The sequence below is a fragment of the Pantoea sp. GM_Pan_3 genome, assembly GCF_026541045.1.
Classification (GTDB): domain Bacteria; phylum Pseudomonadota; class Gammaproteobacteria; order Enterobacterales; family Enterobacteriaceae; genus Pantoea; species Pantoea anthophila.
Map to the genome: position 1 here is coordinate 552,513 of NZ_JALNVA010000001.1, position 14,555 is coordinate 567,067.

The 14,555-nt window shown below is 57.6% G+C and carries 16 protein-coding genes; 9 read left to right on the top strand and 7 right to left on the bottom strand.

What is annotated here, in order from left to right; translation table 11 throughout:
• Positions 1-440 precede the first annotated feature (440 nt).
• Positions 441-1,289, top strand: coding sequence for a hypothetical protein (locus tag OXR04_RS02510; RefSeq protein WP_154928298.1), 849 nt, complete (start codon positions 441-443; stop codon positions 1,287-1,289).
• A 30-nt stretch (positions 1,290-1,319) separates the two neighbouring features.
• Here the strand turns inward: OXR04_RS02510 and OXR04_RS02515 are convergent, their stop codons facing one another.
• Positions 1,320-2,417, bottom strand: coding sequence for a glycerol dehydrogenase (locus OXR04_RS02515; RefSeq protein ID WP_267369178.1), 1,098 nt, complete (start codon positions 2,415-2,417; stop codon positions 1,320-1,322).
• 145 nt (positions 2,418-2,562) lie between these two features.
• On the opposite strand from OXR04_RS02515, the gene OXR04_RS02520 reads away from it, so the two are divergent.
• Complete coding sequence (locus OXR04_RS02520) at positions 2,563-3,186, top strand: LysE family translocator (RefSeq protein WP_267369179.1); 624 nt, start codon at positions 2,563-2,565, stop codon at positions 3,184-3,186.
• Between the two features lie 4 nt (positions 3,187-3,190).
• On the opposite strand, the gene cmoB is transcribed toward OXR04_RS02520, so the two are convergent.
• The 4 genes from cmoB to OXR04_RS02540 form a co-directional block, all read right to left on the bottom strand.
• Positions 3,191-4,159, bottom strand: coding sequence for a tRNA 5-methoxyuridine(34)/uridine 5-oxyacetic acid(34) synthase CmoB (cmoB, locus tag OXR04_RS02525; RefSeq protein WP_058957334.1), 969 nt, complete (start codon positions 4,157-4,159; stop codon positions 3,191-3,193).
• Entirely contained in the window at positions 4,156-4,884 is a 729-nt protein-coding gene (gene cmoA / locus OXR04_RS02530) for a carboxy-S-adenosyl-L-methionine synthase CmoA (RefSeq protein ID WP_009089712.1), read from the bottom strand. Before cmoA ends, cmoB begins: the two co-directional genes overlap by 4 nt.
• 81 nt (positions 4,885-4,965) lie before the next feature.
• Positions 4,966-5,361, bottom strand: a complete 396-nt coding sequence (locus tag OXR04_RS02535) for an MAPEG family protein (protein WP_009089714.1) — start codon at positions 5,359-5,361, stop codon at positions 4,966-4,968.
• 70 nt (positions 5,362-5,431) lie between these two features.
• Positions 5,432-6,253, bottom strand: a complete 822-nt coding sequence (locus OXR04_RS02540) for a DUF72 domain-containing protein (RefSeq protein ID WP_009089716.1) — start codon at positions 6,251-6,253, stop codon at positions 5,432-5,434.
• A gap of 211 nt (positions 6,254-6,464) precedes the next feature.
• On the opposite strand from OXR04_RS02540, the gene aspS reads away from it, so the two are divergent.
• The 6 genes from aspS (at position 6,465) to ruvB (ending at position 11,984) form a co-directional block, all read left to right on the top strand.
• Complete coding sequence (gene aspS, locus OXR04_RS02545; RefSeq protein WP_267369180.1) at positions 6,465-8,243, top strand: aspartate--tRNA ligase; 1,779 nt, start codon at positions 6,465-6,467, stop codon at positions 8,241-8,243.
• Positions 8,243-8,674: a dihydroneopterin triphosphate diphosphatase gene (nudB, locus tag OXR04_RS02550; RefSeq protein ID WP_111207755.1), complete on the top strand. Its 432-nt coding sequence runs from the start codon at positions 8,243-8,245 to the stop codon at positions 8,672-8,674. The genes aspS and nudB overlap by 1 nt, the downstream gene beginning before the upstream one ends.
• A 278-nt stretch (positions 8,675-8,952) precedes the next feature.
• Positions 8,953-9,696: a YebC/PmpR family DNA-binding transcriptional regulator gene (locus OXR04_RS02555; protein ID WP_009089723.1), complete on the top strand. Its 744-nt coding sequence runs from the start codon at positions 8,953-8,955 to the stop codon at positions 9,694-9,696.
• A gap of 37 nt (positions 9,697-9,733) precedes the next feature.
• Positions 9,734-10,261: a crossover junction endodeoxyribonuclease RuvC gene (gene ruvC / locus OXR04_RS02560; protein WP_009089725.1), complete on the top strand. Its 528-nt coding sequence runs from the start codon at positions 9,734-9,736 to the stop codon at positions 10,259-10,261.
• A 95-nt stretch (positions 10,262-10,356) separates the two neighbouring features.
• Complete coding sequence (ruvA, locus tag OXR04_RS02565) at positions 10,357-10,971, top strand: Holliday junction branch migration protein RuvA (protein WP_046101988.1); 615 nt, start codon at positions 10,357-10,359, stop codon at positions 10,969-10,971.
• Between the two features lie 8 nt (positions 10,972-10,979).
• Complete coding sequence (ruvB, locus tag OXR04_RS02570; RefSeq protein ID WP_009089728.1) at positions 10,980-11,984, top strand: Holliday junction branch migration DNA helicase RuvB; 1,005 nt, start codon at positions 10,980-10,982, stop codon at positions 11,982-11,984.
• Here ruvB and znuB read toward each other — a convergent pair.
• Positions 11,981-12,766, bottom strand: a complete 786-nt coding sequence (znuB, locus tag OXR04_RS02575; RefSeq protein WP_009089730.1) for a zinc ABC transporter permease subunit ZnuB — start codon at positions 12,764-12,766, stop codon at positions 11,981-11,983. The two genes, ruvB and znuB, sit on opposite strands and share 4 nt — an antisense overlap.
• Positions 12,763-13,518 carry a zinc ABC transporter ATP-binding protein ZnuC gene (gene znuC / locus OXR04_RS02580; protein ID WP_267369181.1) on the bottom strand — a complete coding sequence of 252 codons (756 nt, stop codon included), beginning with the start codon at positions 13,516-13,518 and terminating at the stop codon, positions 12,763-12,765. The genes znuB and znuC overlap by 4 nt, the downstream gene beginning before the upstream one ends.
• Before the next feature lie 77 nt (positions 13,519-13,595).
• Here znuC and znuA point away from each other — a divergent pair, with 77 nt between their 5' ends.
• Positions 13,596-14,543, top strand: a complete 948-nt coding sequence (gene znuA / locus OXR04_RS02585; protein ID WP_111207756.1) for a zinc ABC transporter substrate-binding protein ZnuA — start codon at positions 13,596-13,598, stop codon at positions 14,541-14,543.
• The last annotated feature ends 12 nt before the right edge of the window (positions 14,544-14,555 follow it).

The window sequence follows — 14,555 nt, forward strand, 5'->3', positions numbered from 1 at the left end:
TATAAATAATTCCGTTAAGCAACGCAAAAGTGTTGAGCCCTGCCAAAGGCGATTATAGCGACAGCCTGAAAATAACTGTCTGACGGTTTTCAGCCCAATACTTGCTATCCAGCTTGATACGGAATGGCTCCCTCGCTTTCCCTGCTGAATCCGGACGAGGAAAATACGTGCCGCCGCTTCAGCGTGTTTTCATATCCCTTACAGCCTATCAGCCGGGTAGACCACCCGCACGATGCGCAGCCGTCGTTCAGATGAATTATTCACTGCCATCCGGGACTTTTACCGCAGAGAGCCACGCAAACCGCCGCGCTATCCGTTACGCTTACATCACCGCACCGCTTCAGGTATAACTCCGGGCGGCAGCTTCAATTCGTCACCGGTTGCCGCTCTTTTTCACGGCAGGGTTTACACTTACAGCAACGTTGCCCGGAACTGACCCTATGAATCGCAATCAGAGTGCCGCTCTCATCCTGTTGCTGACTGCGCTGTGCAGTGGCAGCGTGGCGGCCAGCGCATGCCGGCCGCAGAGCACAACCATCACCAACAGCAATAACCTGATTCTGCTCGGCGGCAATGCCAAAGGCGCAGTGAAGCAGGTGATTGCGGGGGAATTTGGTAAGGATGTGAATTCTCAAAAGCGGGTGCTGGGCCAGTTTGACGCCTGCGGCGACCTGACCGTGGCTGACGTCAGCTATGACAAAAATGAGCGCAACGTTATCCTCAGTATGGAGCAGCACATTGCCAGAGTGCAGGGCGGCTGGGTGGCGGAATATGCCTGGCTGGTGAAAGTGCTGAAAGAGGGCAAGGAAGTCGTGGTCGACAACCGACAGGGGACGATTAACTGGCAGAAAGGGGAGCATGGCAATATCACCAGCGCCTCTGATAAATTTATCAGCATGGGAAAAAGCGGTTTTACCGACACGACCTATCGCTATGATCGCCAGTTGCGCCTGGAGAAGAGCGTGGCGCGCGGCAGCGACCCGACGACCAACGGCGAGTTTCACTATCACTGGAATCCAAAGGGACTGGTGACACGCACCACTTCCGCCCGCAGCACGGACAACTACACCTACGATCCGCAATGGCGTGAAGTGCGTCTGAACGGCACGGCCAGCACGCCGCTGAGCACGATCCGCTCGGTGGACGAGTGCCAGTCATGGGATGAGGTCGGTAACTGCACCCTGAGCTACCTGCATGAGACCGAAATTTTCACGCGCGGCACCATCGAACGCCACCTCAGTTCTGCCTATAAATATGAGTACTGGGATCAGCCTGCGGCGGAGGAGTAACGGGCGATCGGATCATCGCCCGTTGGCGGCTTATTTCACTGTCTGACTAAAGGCATCCAGCGCCAGCAGGGCGTTGGCAATATCTTCCGGTGACAGATGAGGATTCAGGTTTTTCAGCGTATCCCCCTCACTGTTGGCCAGAGCGCCCACTTTCACCAGATTCTCCCAGCTTTCATTTTCAAGATGCATCTCGCGGAGCGTGGTCGGCATGTTGATAGAGCGATAGAAACGGATGTAGCGCGCAATTTCCTCGTCCGGACGCTGCTCCAGCACCATCTGCGTCAGTGTGCCATAGGCAACTTTTTCGCCGTGGGTCAGATGATGAATATCACCATCAATGGCGGTAAAACCATTGTGAATGGCGTGAGCGGCTGCCAGCCCGCCGTTTTCAAAGCCCAGTCCTGAGAGCAGCGTATTCGCCTCAACCACCGCTTCCACGGCGGGCGTGACCCGTTTTTCGCTCACGGCGATATAGGCGCTGTAACCCCACTTGAGCAGTGTTTCTTCGCAGGCACGGGCAATCGCCAGTCCGGCAAGGGTCGGATCGCCGTTGACCATGGATTTCGCATGGGAATGCGCCACGGCCTGCGCTTCAACCCAGGTGGCCAGCCCATCGGCAATGCCAGAGGCAAAGAGTCGCGCAGGCGCACTGGCGCAGACAGCCGTATCCACCAGCACCAAATCAGGGTTTTTGCTGTAGAAGCGATAGCTCTCAAATACGCCACTGTCAGAGTAGATGACCGACAGGGCGCTGCAGGGGGCATCGGTAGAGGCAATGGTCGGCACGATGGCTACCGGCTGCTGAAGTTCGTCCGCCACTGCCTTAACCGTGTCCAGCGTTTTGCCGCCGCCCAGCCCGACAATCACGTTACAACCCTGGCGCTTCGCCAGCGCACTGAGACGGGTGATCTCATTGCTGGAGGCCTCGCCGTTAAATTGCTGCCAGCTGAATTTCACTCCCGCGGACTGCAACGTCTGTTGCGTCCGTTCACCAATCAGTTTCCAGACAACCTCATCCGCCACCAGAAAAGCCTGATCGCCCAGTTCAGTCAGCAACGTTCCCAGCTCGTCCAGTACACCTGCGCCCTGCACATATTTACGGGGTGATGAAAAAATAAATTTACTCATAATCACGTCTCCTTAATATGAATAGCCCGACCCGATCCAGCCTGGCACAATCCGCCCGGCATGGCAGGTGATCCCGCGCATTACGCTGTCAGGGCTGTTAAGCTGCCTGAACACCCCTTACCGGGAGAAACAACGGAGAATCATTATGAGCGCCACGCTCTTTTCATTTCTGTTTGCGATAACCATTCTGACGCTCACGCCTGGGTTTGACACCGCGCTGGTGCTGCGAACGGCCATCGCGCAGGGCTGGCAGCGCGCCTGGGCGACAGCGCTGGGTGTGACGCTGGGTTGTCTGCTCTGGGGGATCGCCGTCGGGCTGGGGCTGGGGGCGCTGCTGATGGCGTCTGAGATCGCCTATAACCTGCTGAAATGGCTCGGCGCGGCCTGGCTCTGCTATCTCGGCGTCAGGTTGCTGGTCACCCCGCGCCAGCAGTCGCCTGCTGTAGCTCAGCCCGCGATTCGCCAGCAGGGCTATCTGGCCTGCTTCAGTCGGGGATTGATGGGCAACCTGCTGAATCCAAAAGTGGGGGTCTTTTACGTCACCTTTCTGCCTCAGTTCATTCCGGCCGGAGCGTCAGTGGCGCTCTGGTGCAGCCTGATGGCGCTGGCTCACATGCTGCTGGGGCTGGTCTGGAATGCGGTGCTGATTGGCGGCAGCCACTTTTTCGCCGGTCATCTGCAAAAACCTGCGGTGCTGAAGGTGATGGATCGTTTGACCGGCTGCGTGTTTATTGGATTTGCGGCGAAACTGGCCTTGTCCCGCCGCTGAGACGTCAGGGTTTAGTGGCGACCAGCACGGCACGCAGGGGAGCGGGGTAGCCCTCAATCGTTTTGCTGGCGTCATCGGGGTCGAGAAACTCTGCCAGGGATTCGCTGGTCATCCAGTCGGTCCGGCGCTGCTCTTCCGTAGTGGTGCGGGCAAAATCAACGATCCGCACATCCACAAACCCGCTTTTTTCCAGCCAGCTCTTCAGGGCCTCGGCTGACGGAATAAAGAAGACGTTGCGCATCTGGGCATAGCGCTCGCCGGGCACCAGAACCTGATTCACATCGCCCTCAATCACCAGCGTTTCCAGCACCAGCTCGCCGCCGCTGACCAGCTGGTTTTTGAGCTGTAACAGGTGATCCAGCGGGGAGCGACGATGATAGAGCACGCCCATAGAGAAGACGGTATCAAACGCCTGCAGTGCCGGTAACTGCTCGATCCCCAGCGGCAGCATGTGCGCCCGGCGATCGTCATTGAGCAGCTTGCGCACGGCTTCAAACTGCACCAGGAAGAGCTGCATCGGATCGATGCCGACCACCAGATGCGCACCGGCACCGATCATGCGCCACATGTGATAGCCGCTGCCACAGCCCACATCCAGCACGGTGCGGCCCGCCAGGGGGGAGATGTGCGGCAATACGCGCTCCCACTTCCAGTCAGATCGCCACTCGGTGTTGATGTGCGTGCCATAGAGGGAGTAAGGCCCTTTGCGCCACGGCATGAGGTTACGCAGTAATTTCTCAATGCCCTGACGATGGCGATCGCTGATGTCATCACGGTCGGCGGTGACGCTGTGCAGCAGGTCCAGCTTCTGGGGCGCGAGCAGCGGCAGATACTCCAGCGACTTGTACCAGTCCCGGAAGTGACCGTGCAGGTTTTCCCGCTGCCATTCGCTGATTTGAGCCGGTAATACTTCCAGCCACTTCGCCAGCGGGCCTACCGCAATTTGCTGATAAAAACGGCCAAAGTCGATCATTTCAACGCCACCAGTGAACCAAAATTAAAGCACTGGAACCAGAGTTCGGCGTGCGGGAAACCGGCCTGCTTCAGGCGGGCTTTGTGGGCTTCAACGCTGTCGGTCAGCATCACGTTTTCCAGCATGCTGCGCTTCTGGCTGATTTCCAGTTCGCTGTACCCGTTGGCGCGCTTGAAGTCGTGATGCATGTTAAATAACAGCTCACCAACTTCCGCATCTTCAAAACTGAACTTCTCAGACAGCACCAGCGCGCCACCCGGTTTCAGTCCCTGCCAGATTTTCGTCAGCAGCGCCAGGCGCGCAGGCGGCTCCAGAAACTGTAACGTGAAGTTGAGTACCACCAGCGAGGCGTTCTCAATCTCAATATCGCGGATATCCGCTTCCAGCACCGTCACCGGCGTATCGGCGCGGAAGGCATCCAGATGACGACGGCAGCGTTCCACCATCGCGGGCGAGTTATCCACCGCGATGATCTCACAACCCGGCACATGAATATTGCGGCGCACCGACAGGGTGGCTGCGCCCAGTGAGCAGCCCAGGTCATACACCCGGCTCTGCGGGGTAACAAAACGTTCTGCCAGCATGCCAATCATCGAAATGATGTTGGAGTAGCCAGGCACCGAGCGCTGAATCATGTCAGGAAAGACTTCAGCCACGCGCTCGTCAAAAGTCCAGTCGCCCAGTTTTGCAATGGGCGCTGAGAAGAGTTGATCGCGGTCAGACATATCGAAAATCCGAAGAGACGACGGAAAGGGCGCTATTCTGGCAGAAAGTGGGGCAGGCTGCACCCCTTAACCCCGCCCCGCTTAATGGAGCGACAGCACCAGATCCCAGGGGAGATAGATCAGGTTAAAAATAACCATGCCGCAGAGGGAAAACAGCGTCAGCATCATGCCATATTTGCGGCCGGTCATTGCGCTGTTGCGTAATCCCCAGGCGTGCAGAAACCGGCCGATGAAAAACAGCAGCGCGGTGAGGTGCACCATCCAGATATCCGCGCCGTTCATCTCCATTACGACCAGCAGCAGCAGCGCCAGGGGAATGGTTTCGATGGCGTTACCGTGAATGCGGATCGCCATTTTCAGGTCGTGATAGCCGCCGTCGCCATACGCCACGCGATAAAAACGGCGGAAACGCACGACGTCCAGCGTGAATTTCATGATCAGTAAGGCACCCAGTACCACGTATAACGCGCTTATCATTGTCACTCCGGTACGCATTCAGAAGAGAGGCTATTCTATCCAGCGTTCGGCGCGCTGTCCCGTATGGCGTTTAAAACAGTGATGCCTGCTGCGGCCAGTCTGGCCCGTCACCGATGGCCGGATCGATCTGTTGCAGCTGCGGCCACAGCGCCTGCACCAGTGGAAAAACCTGGCCCATATCGGGCGTGTGCAGAAACAGCATGGCGTCACCCTGCTGCTGCCACTCGGCCAGTTTGCTGCGCCAGATCTGAAACAGCGGCACGCTCTCTTCCACGCTGTCGCTGCCGATAAAGCGCACCATCGGCTGTGAACCGGTGCGCAGCGCGTGGGGCGGCACCCGCGGCTTCTGCGCCCGGGCGGCCAGCGCGGCCGGACTCTGTGAGGTGGAAGCATGCACCGGACGGCTGTCGAGCATCACGCGATTGATGCCGCGTGCCAGCAGGCCGCGGTTCAGCGCCCGCTCAGCCTCGCCTTTGGCAAAGAACGCGGGATGGCGCACCTCCACCCCGTAGTGAAAACGGCGCGGCAGGCTGTCGAGAAAACGCCACAGGTCATCGAGCTGCGGCGGGGAGAAGCTGGCAGGCAGCTGCAGCCAGTACTGACCGATGCGATCGGCCAGTGGCTCCATCAGGCGCAGAAAATCGGTCAGCAGATCGTCGCTGTGCTGCAGCGCCGCCTGATGGCTGATGGTGTTGGGAAACTTAAAGCAGAAGCGAAATGCCTCATGCGTCATGTCGCGCCAGCGCATCACCGTTTCGGCATTCGGCAGCGCATACAGCGTGGTGTTTCCCTCCACACAATGGAAATAGCGGGCATAGTCCGCCAGGCTTTCAATGCCCCAGCGTTTCCAGTGTGAGTGCTGCCACTGGGGCAGGCCAATACGCAGTGTCACGCGCGCTCCTCGCGGCCGGTTAAGATACCCTATTATCTGTCAGGCTCAGGCAGGGGGGCAAATGCACAGAGGAAATCGGTGCTTTGGCGCGGATATGTTTATCCTGCCTGGCTTTTTCCATTATAATGGCCGCCATTTTTGCGACAGCATCGCATCAGGTAACGCGGCCGGATGCTGTCAGCTGCAGCGGCGAAGTTAAAAGGATAGTGTTATGCGTACAGAATATTGCGGACAGCTCAATCTGTCTCATGTGGGTCAGCAAGTCACGCTTTGCGGCTGGGTAAACCGCCGTCGCGATCTGGGCAGTCTGATTTTTATCGACATGCGCGACCGTGAAGGCATCGTACAGGTGTTCTTCGATCCCGATCGTCAGGACGCGTTTAAGCTGGCTTCTGAACTGCGTAACGAATTCTGCATCCAGATTACCGGTACCGTGCGTGCGCGTGATGAGAAGAACAAAAACAGCGACATGGCGACCGGTGAAGTGGAAGTGTTCGCCCAGGAACTGACCATCATCAACCGCTCTGAACCCCTGCCGCTGGACTCTAATCAGACCAACAGCGAAGAAGCACGTCTGAAGTATCGCTATCTGGATCTGCGTCGCCCGGAGATGGTGGCTCGTCTGAAAACCCGCGCCCGCATCACCAGCTTTGTGCGTCGCTTTATGGATGACGAAGGCTTCCTGGATATTGAAACCCCGATGCTGACCAAAGCGACACCGGAAGGTGCGCGTGACTATCTGGTGCCAAGCCGGGTTCACAAAGGGAAATTCTATGCACTGCCGCAGTCACCTCAGCTGTTCAAACAGCTGCTGATGATGTCCGGTTTTGACCGCTACTATCAGATCGTGAAATGCTTCCGCGATGAAGATTTACGTGCCGATCGTCAGCCTGAATTTACCCAGATCGATGTTGAAACCTCATTCATGACCGCGCCACAGGTGCGGGAAACCATGGAGCGTCTGATTCGCAACCTGTGGCTGGACGTCAAGGGTGTGGATCTCGGTGAGTTCCCGCAGATGACCTTTGCGGAAGCGATGCACCGCTACGGCTCCGACAAGCCGGACCTCCGTAACCCGATGGAGCTGGTGGACGTAGGCGACCTGCTGAAAAACGTCGAATTCCAGGTCTTCTCTGGCCCGGCCAACGATGAAAAAGGCCGCGTCGCCGCGCTGCGCGTGCCGACCGGTGCACAGCTGAGCCGTAAGCAGATTGATGAGTATGGCAAGTTTGTCGAAATATACGGCGCGAAAGGCCTGGCGTGGATGAAGGTCAATGTCCGTGCCGATGGACTGGAGGGCGTGCAGAGCCCGGTTGCCAAATTCCTGACTGCGGAGATCGTTGAGGGCATCCTGAGCCGTACCGGCGCGCAGGATGGCGACATCATCTTCTTTGGTGCTGACCGCGCTAAAGTAGTGGCTGACGCACTGGGTGCCCTGCGCCTGAAAGTCGGTCGCGAGCTGAACCTCACCGACGAGAACGCCTGGGCACCGCTGTGGGTGATTGACTTCCCGATGTTCGAAGAGGACGAAGAGGGCGGTCTGGCCGCGATGCACCATCCGTTCACGGCGCCAAAAGAGATGAGCGCCGAAGAGCTGGCGACCGATCCGACCCGTGCCGTGGCGAACGCCTACGACATGGTGATCAACGGTTACGAAGTGGGCGGCGGTTCTGTGCGTATCCACAACGGCAACATGCAGCAGACGGTGTTCAGCATTCTGGGTATTGAAGAGCATGAGCAGCGTGAGAAGTTTGGCTTCCTGCTGGACGCGCTGAAGTTCGGTACGCCGCCGCATGCAGGCCTAGCATTTGGTCTGGACCGCCTGACCATGCTGCTGACCGGCACCGACAACATCCGTGACGTGATCGCCTTCCCTAAAACCACGGCAGCCGCCTGTATGATGACCGAAGCGCCAAGCGAAGCGAACCCGGCTTCCCTGCTGGAGCTGGGCATTCAGGTGGTTAAAAAAGAAAAGCCTGAGAATAAATAATGGGCTATAAACACCCGGTTTCAGTGCTGGTAGTGATTTCGGCGCGTGATACTGGCCGGGTGTTGATGCTGCAGCGGCGTGACGATCCCGCGTTCTGGCAGTCGGTCACCGGCAGCCTGGAGCCGGGTGAGTCTCCGCTGGCGACCGCCTGTCGCGAAGTGAATGAAGAGGTCGGTATTGATGTGCTGGCTGAGCGTCTGGAGATGGAAGATTGTCAGCGTCAAATCGACTTTGAAATCTTTCCCCATTTCCGCCATCGCTATGCACCGGATGTCACCCATAATCACGAGCACTGGTTTCGCCTGCAACTGCCAGCGGAGCGCGATGTGAGGCTGACCGAACATCTGGCCTTTCGCTGGCTGGCAGCGGCGGAGGCGGCAGCATTGACCCGTTCATGGAGTAACCGCCAGGCAATCGAAGAGTTCGCCTGAAAACCTGTCGCCGCACGCTATTCCGGCGACGGAGAGATGATAAGTTGAATCGGGTGAGTGTTAACACAACGACACCACACTATTAAACAGTCGGGCGTCATCGCCGCCGCGACAATGTTCCCCGCCAGCAAGAGGGCACCCGCGTCAGGTTGACCGCGAGGATGACGCGCAGGCTCGCCCGTCACGGGCTGACAGGTTACGACCTGTCTGAGCTACGCCGGAGGACAGGATCGCAGCCAGATCGCCCGCACCCTGTAAAAGATCGGAGAGAAGAGAAAATGGCAGGACACAGTAAGTGGGCTAACACCAAACACCGTAAGGCGGCGCAGGACGCGAAGCGCGGCAAAATCTTCACCAAAATCATTCGTGAACTGGTGACGGCAGCCAAGCTGGGCGGCGGCGATCCGGGATCTAACCCCCGTCTGCGTGCGGCGATGGATAAAGCACTGTCTAACAACATGACGCGTGACACCATGGATCGCGCCATCGCGCGCGGTGTGGGCGGCGATGACAACGCCAACATGGAAACCATCATCTATGAAGGTTACGGTCCGGGTGGCTCCGCCATTATGATTGAATGCCTCAGTGACAACCGCAACCGTACAGTTGGCGAAGTGCGTCACGCCTTCACCAAAACCGGCGGCAACCTGGGAACTGACGGCTCCGTGGCCTACCTGTTTAACAAAAAAGGCGTCATCTCCTATGCGCCAGGCCAGGATGAAGATGCGGTCATGGAAGCGGCGCTGGAAGCGGGTGCTGAAGATGTGGTCAGCTACGACGATGGCGCGATTGATGTCTTCACCGCATGGGAAGAGATGGGCAGCGTGCGTGATGCACTGGAAGCCGTCGGCCTGAAAGCGGATACCGCAGAAGTGTCGATGATCCCGACCACCAAAGCGGAAATGGATGCGGAAACCGCGCCGAAACTGCTGCGTCTGATCGACATGCTGGAAGACTGCGACGATGTGCAGGAGGTTTATCACAACGGTGAAATCTCCGACGAGGTGGCGGAAACGCTGTAATGGCGTTGGCCATCACCGCTTCAACCGGAGAGGCGTAATGTCGATTATCCTGGGTATCGATCCCGGCTCACGCATCACCGGTTATGGGGTTATTCGTCAGACTGGCCGCCAGCTCACCTACCTGGGCAGCGGCTGTATCCGCACCAACACCGCCGAGCTTCCCGCCCGCCTGAAGCTGATTTATGCGGGCGTCTGCGAAATCATCACCCAGTTCGCACCCGACTACTTCGCCATTGAACAGGTGTTTATGGCAAAGAATGCTGACTCGGCGCTGAAGCTGGGTCAGGCTCGCGGTGCGGCGATTGTTGCTGCGGTCAACCACGACCTGCCGGTGTTTGAATATGCCGCCCGTCAGGTTAAGCAGACGGTGGTTGGCATCGGCAGCGCCGAGAAAAGCCAGGTGCAGCACATGGTGCGGACCCTGCTGAAGTTACCGGCAAACCCGCAGGCGGATGCCGCTGATGCCCTGGCCATTGCGATTACGCACTGTCACGTGGCACAGAATGCGACGCGGATGAGTGACAGCAAGCTGGTACTCACGCGAGGACGATTGCGATCCGGTTAACGGCCGCGGCACCGTCTCACTCTCAGGCTGGATATTCATCCAGCCTTTTTTATGTTATAAAATCCGCCACATTCGTAAGTTAAGGAAGCATTCAGGTGATAGGTCGTTTACGGGGCAACATTCTGGAAAAGCAGCCGCCACTGGTGCTGCTTGAGGCACACGGCGTCGGCTATGAAATTTACATGCCTATGACCTGTTTTTATGAGCTGCCTGAACTTCAGCACGAAGCGGTGATTTTTACCCACTTTGTGGTGCGCGAAGATGCCCAGCTGCTGTTTGGTTTTAACAGTAAGCAGGAGCGCACGCTGTTCCGTGAACTGATCAAAGTGAATGGCGTCGGGCCAAAACTGGCGCTGGCGATCCTCTCCGGCATGTCGGCGCAGCAGTTTGTGACCGCGGTGGAAAAAGAGGAGATCGCGTCGCTGGTGAAACTGCCCGGCGTGGGTAAAAAGACCGCCGAGCGTCTGGTGGTGGAGATGAAGGACCGCTTTAAAGGGATGCACGGCGACCTGTTTGGCGGTGATTCAGCCTTTACACTCACCACGCCAGGGCCGGAAGCGGAAACCAACGATGCGGAAGCGGAAGCGGTTGCAGCGCTGGTATCACTGGGTTATAAACCGCAGGAAGCGAGCCGTATGATCAGTAAAGTCGGTCGACCGGATGCGGATTGTGAAACCCTGATCCGCGAAGCGCTACGCGCCGCCATTTGAGGTAAGTGATGATAGAAGCCGACCGTCTGGTCTCCGCTGCCAGCGTTAACGAAGAAGAGATTATCGATCGCGCCATCCGGCCAAAGCTGCTGAATGAGTATGTCGGACAGCCACAGGTGCGTGAGCAGATGGAGATTTTCATCAAGGCCGCGCAGCTGCGCGGTGATGCGCTTGATCATCTGCTGATCTTCGGTCCGCCGGGGCTGGGTAAAACCACCCTGGCGAACATCGTCGCTAATGAGATGGGTGTTAACCTGCGCACCACCTCGGGCCCGGTACTGGAAAAAGCCGGGGATCTGGCGGCGATGCTGACCAACCTTGAGCCGCACGACGTGCTGTTCATTGATGAAATCCACCGCCTCTCGCCGGTCGTGGAAGAGGTGCTCTATCCGGCGATGGAAGATTATCAGCTGGATATCATGATTGGTGAAGGCCCGGCAGCCCGTTCGATTAAGCTCGACCTGCCGCCGTTTACCCTGATTGGTGCCACCACCCGTGCCGGCTCACTGACCTCGCCACTGCGCGACCGCTTTGGCATTGTGCAGCGGCTGGAGTTCTATCAGGTTAAGGATCTGCAGCACATCGTGGGCCGCAGCGCCGCCTGTCTCGGTCTGGCGCTGAGTGACGACGGTGCGTTAGAGATCGCCCGCCGCGCCCGCGGCACGCCGCGTATCGCCAACCGTCTGCTGCGCCGGGTTCGTGACTTCGCCGAAGTCCGGGCCAACGGTGAGATGAGCGGTGAAGTCTCCTGCAGTGCGCTTGATATGCTCAATGTGGACAGTGAAGGCTTTGACTATATGGACCGCAAACTGCTGCTGGCCATTATCGATAAGTTTATGGGTGGGCCGGTCGGACTGGACAACCTGGCGGCCGCCATCGGTGAAGAACGCGAAACCATCGAAGATGTGATTGAACCCTTCCTGATTCAGCAGGGCTTCATTCAGCGCACACCGCGTGGCCGTCTCGCCACGCAGCATGCTTATCGTCACTTCGGCATTACGCGCGAAGATTAAACGGCGGGCTTGCGCACCATGCTGAAGATAAACAGGATGGCGGCGCACAGCACCACTGACGGGCCGGCTGGCGTATCATAGAACGCGGAGAAGGTCAGCCCGCCGGTTACAGCGATGACCCCGATCACCACCGCGACGGCTGCCATGCCTTCCGGCGAACGAACAAAACGCCGGGCGGTCGCCGCCGGTATGATCAGCAGCGACGTGATAATCAGCGCACCCACGAACTTCATCGCGACGCCGATGGTCAGTGCGGTGATCAGCATCAGGATCAGCCGGGTGCGCTGAATATTGACGCCATCCACCTGCGCCAGCTCCGGGCTGATGGTCATCGACAGCAGCGAACGCCACTGCCATGCCATCACCAGCAGCACGACCACCACGCCACCGCCCATCATCCAGAGATCGTCTGGCGTCACCGCCAGCAGATCGCCGAACAGATAGGCCATCAGATCGACGCGCACATTCTTCATCAGGCTGACGACCACCAGACCCAGTGACAGCGCGCTGTGCGCCATGATCCCCAGCAGCGTGTCGATTGCCAGATGGGGGCGCCGTTCCAGCCAGACCAGACCCAGCGCCAGGCAGACCGTCACCAGAATGACCGCATAGTAAGGATTAACGTTAAACAGCAGGCCAAACGCCACGCCGAGCAGGGAGGCGTGTGCCAGAGTGTCACCGAAGTAGGACATCTTGCGCCAGACGACAAACGAACCCAGCGGGCCGGCAGCCAGCGCTAACATCACGCCGCCTATCCAGCCCGGTAATAACAACTCAATCATGATGAACTCTGTCCTTTGCGTAAAACGATACGTCCCTGAAGGTCGTGACGGTGATTATGATGGTGACGGTAGATCGCCAGCTCCTGCGCACCGCGCGGACCAAACATGGCGATAAATTCAGGATGCTGTGACACCGCTTCGGGGGTACCGGAACAACAGATGTGGTGATTCAGGCAGAGCACTTCATCGGTTTTGGCCATCACCAGGTGAAGGTCGTGAGAGACCATCATCACGCCGCAGTTCAGTTCAACGCGCAGCTGATTGATCAGATCATAGAGGGCGACCTGACCGTTGACATCCACCCCCTGCGTCGGCTCGTCCAGCACCAGCAGCTGAGGCTGGTTGAGCAGGGCGCGGGCCAGCAGTACACGCTGCGTTTCGCCGCCCGAAAGTTTTTGCAGCGGCGCGTTGAGTAAGTGGCCCGCCTGCACGCGTTTCAGGGCGGGGAGGATCTCCGCCTGTTTACTGCCGCGGGTCAGACGCATAAAGCGTTCGACGGTCACCGGCAGCGTTGGATCGATATGCAGTTTCTGTGGCACATAGCCAATACGCAGATCGGCATGGCGCTGAACCGTCCCGCTGGTGGGGGTGAGCAAACCCAGCACCACACGGACGAGTGTAGACTTACCGGCGCCGTTAGGCCCGAGCAGGGTGAGAATACGGCCAGGCTGCAACGCCAGGCTGACGCCCGATAAGACGTTGCGCTGGTTAAATTTTATCGAAACGTTATCAAGTGTGACAAGTGAGGTCATAGTATTTACAGGTTGCACAGAATTTCGAATGTTATAATATCACATTCCACTTCATGGTCACGATGGAATGACGCAATATGTTACATAATAAAAAAGGCGCAATTTTCGCCTTATCGGCCCTCGCTGTTTCAGCTTCGTTAACCCTTCCTGCAGAGGCAAACGTCGTCGCCTCATTAAAACCGGTCGGTTTTATCGCCGCAGCCATTGCCGATGGTGTTACCCCGGTTGATGTCCTGCTGCCAGATGGTGCCTCTGAACACGATTATGCCCTGCGCCCCTCTGATGCAAAACGCTTAAAAAACGCGGACTTAGTCGTCTGGGTTGGCCCTGAAATGGAAGCGTTTATGGCGAAGTCTGCATCTGAACTTCCGGCCAAAAAAAATCTCGCTATGGTCGACATCGACGGCGTAAAACCGTTATTGATTAGCGGCGGTGAAGATGAAGATGAACACGCAGCGGAAAATTCTGAAGAACAGGATGCCGATGCCCATCACCATCATCACGGTGAGTTTAATATGCACCTGTGGTTGTCGCCAGAGATCGCGCGCAAGACCGCGGTTGCAATCCATGGAAAATTATTGGAACTTATGCCGCAAGATAAAGCCAAACTTGACGCCAACCTCCAGCAGTTTGAGGTAGCGTTGGCAGACACGGACAAACGCGTTAGCGCACAACTTGCTCCGGTCAGAAATAAAGGATATTTCGTTTTTCACGACGCTTACACGTACTTTGAAAAGCACTACGGTCTCTCGCCTGCCGGGCATTTTACCGTGAATCCTGAAATTCAGCCGGGCGCACAGCGTTTACACCAGATACGAACACAGTTGGTTGAGCAAAAGGCGGTCTGCGTCTTTGCTGAGCCACAATTCAGGCCAGCAGTCATCGATGCTGTTGCCCGTGGAACGCAGGTGCATAAAGGCACGCTCGACCCGCTGGGGACAGACATCAGTCTGGCAAAAGACAGCTATGTGAAATTCCTCTCACAGCTGTCGGGCCAGTATGAAAGCTGCCTGAAAGGAGCATGAGGAATAGGTAAA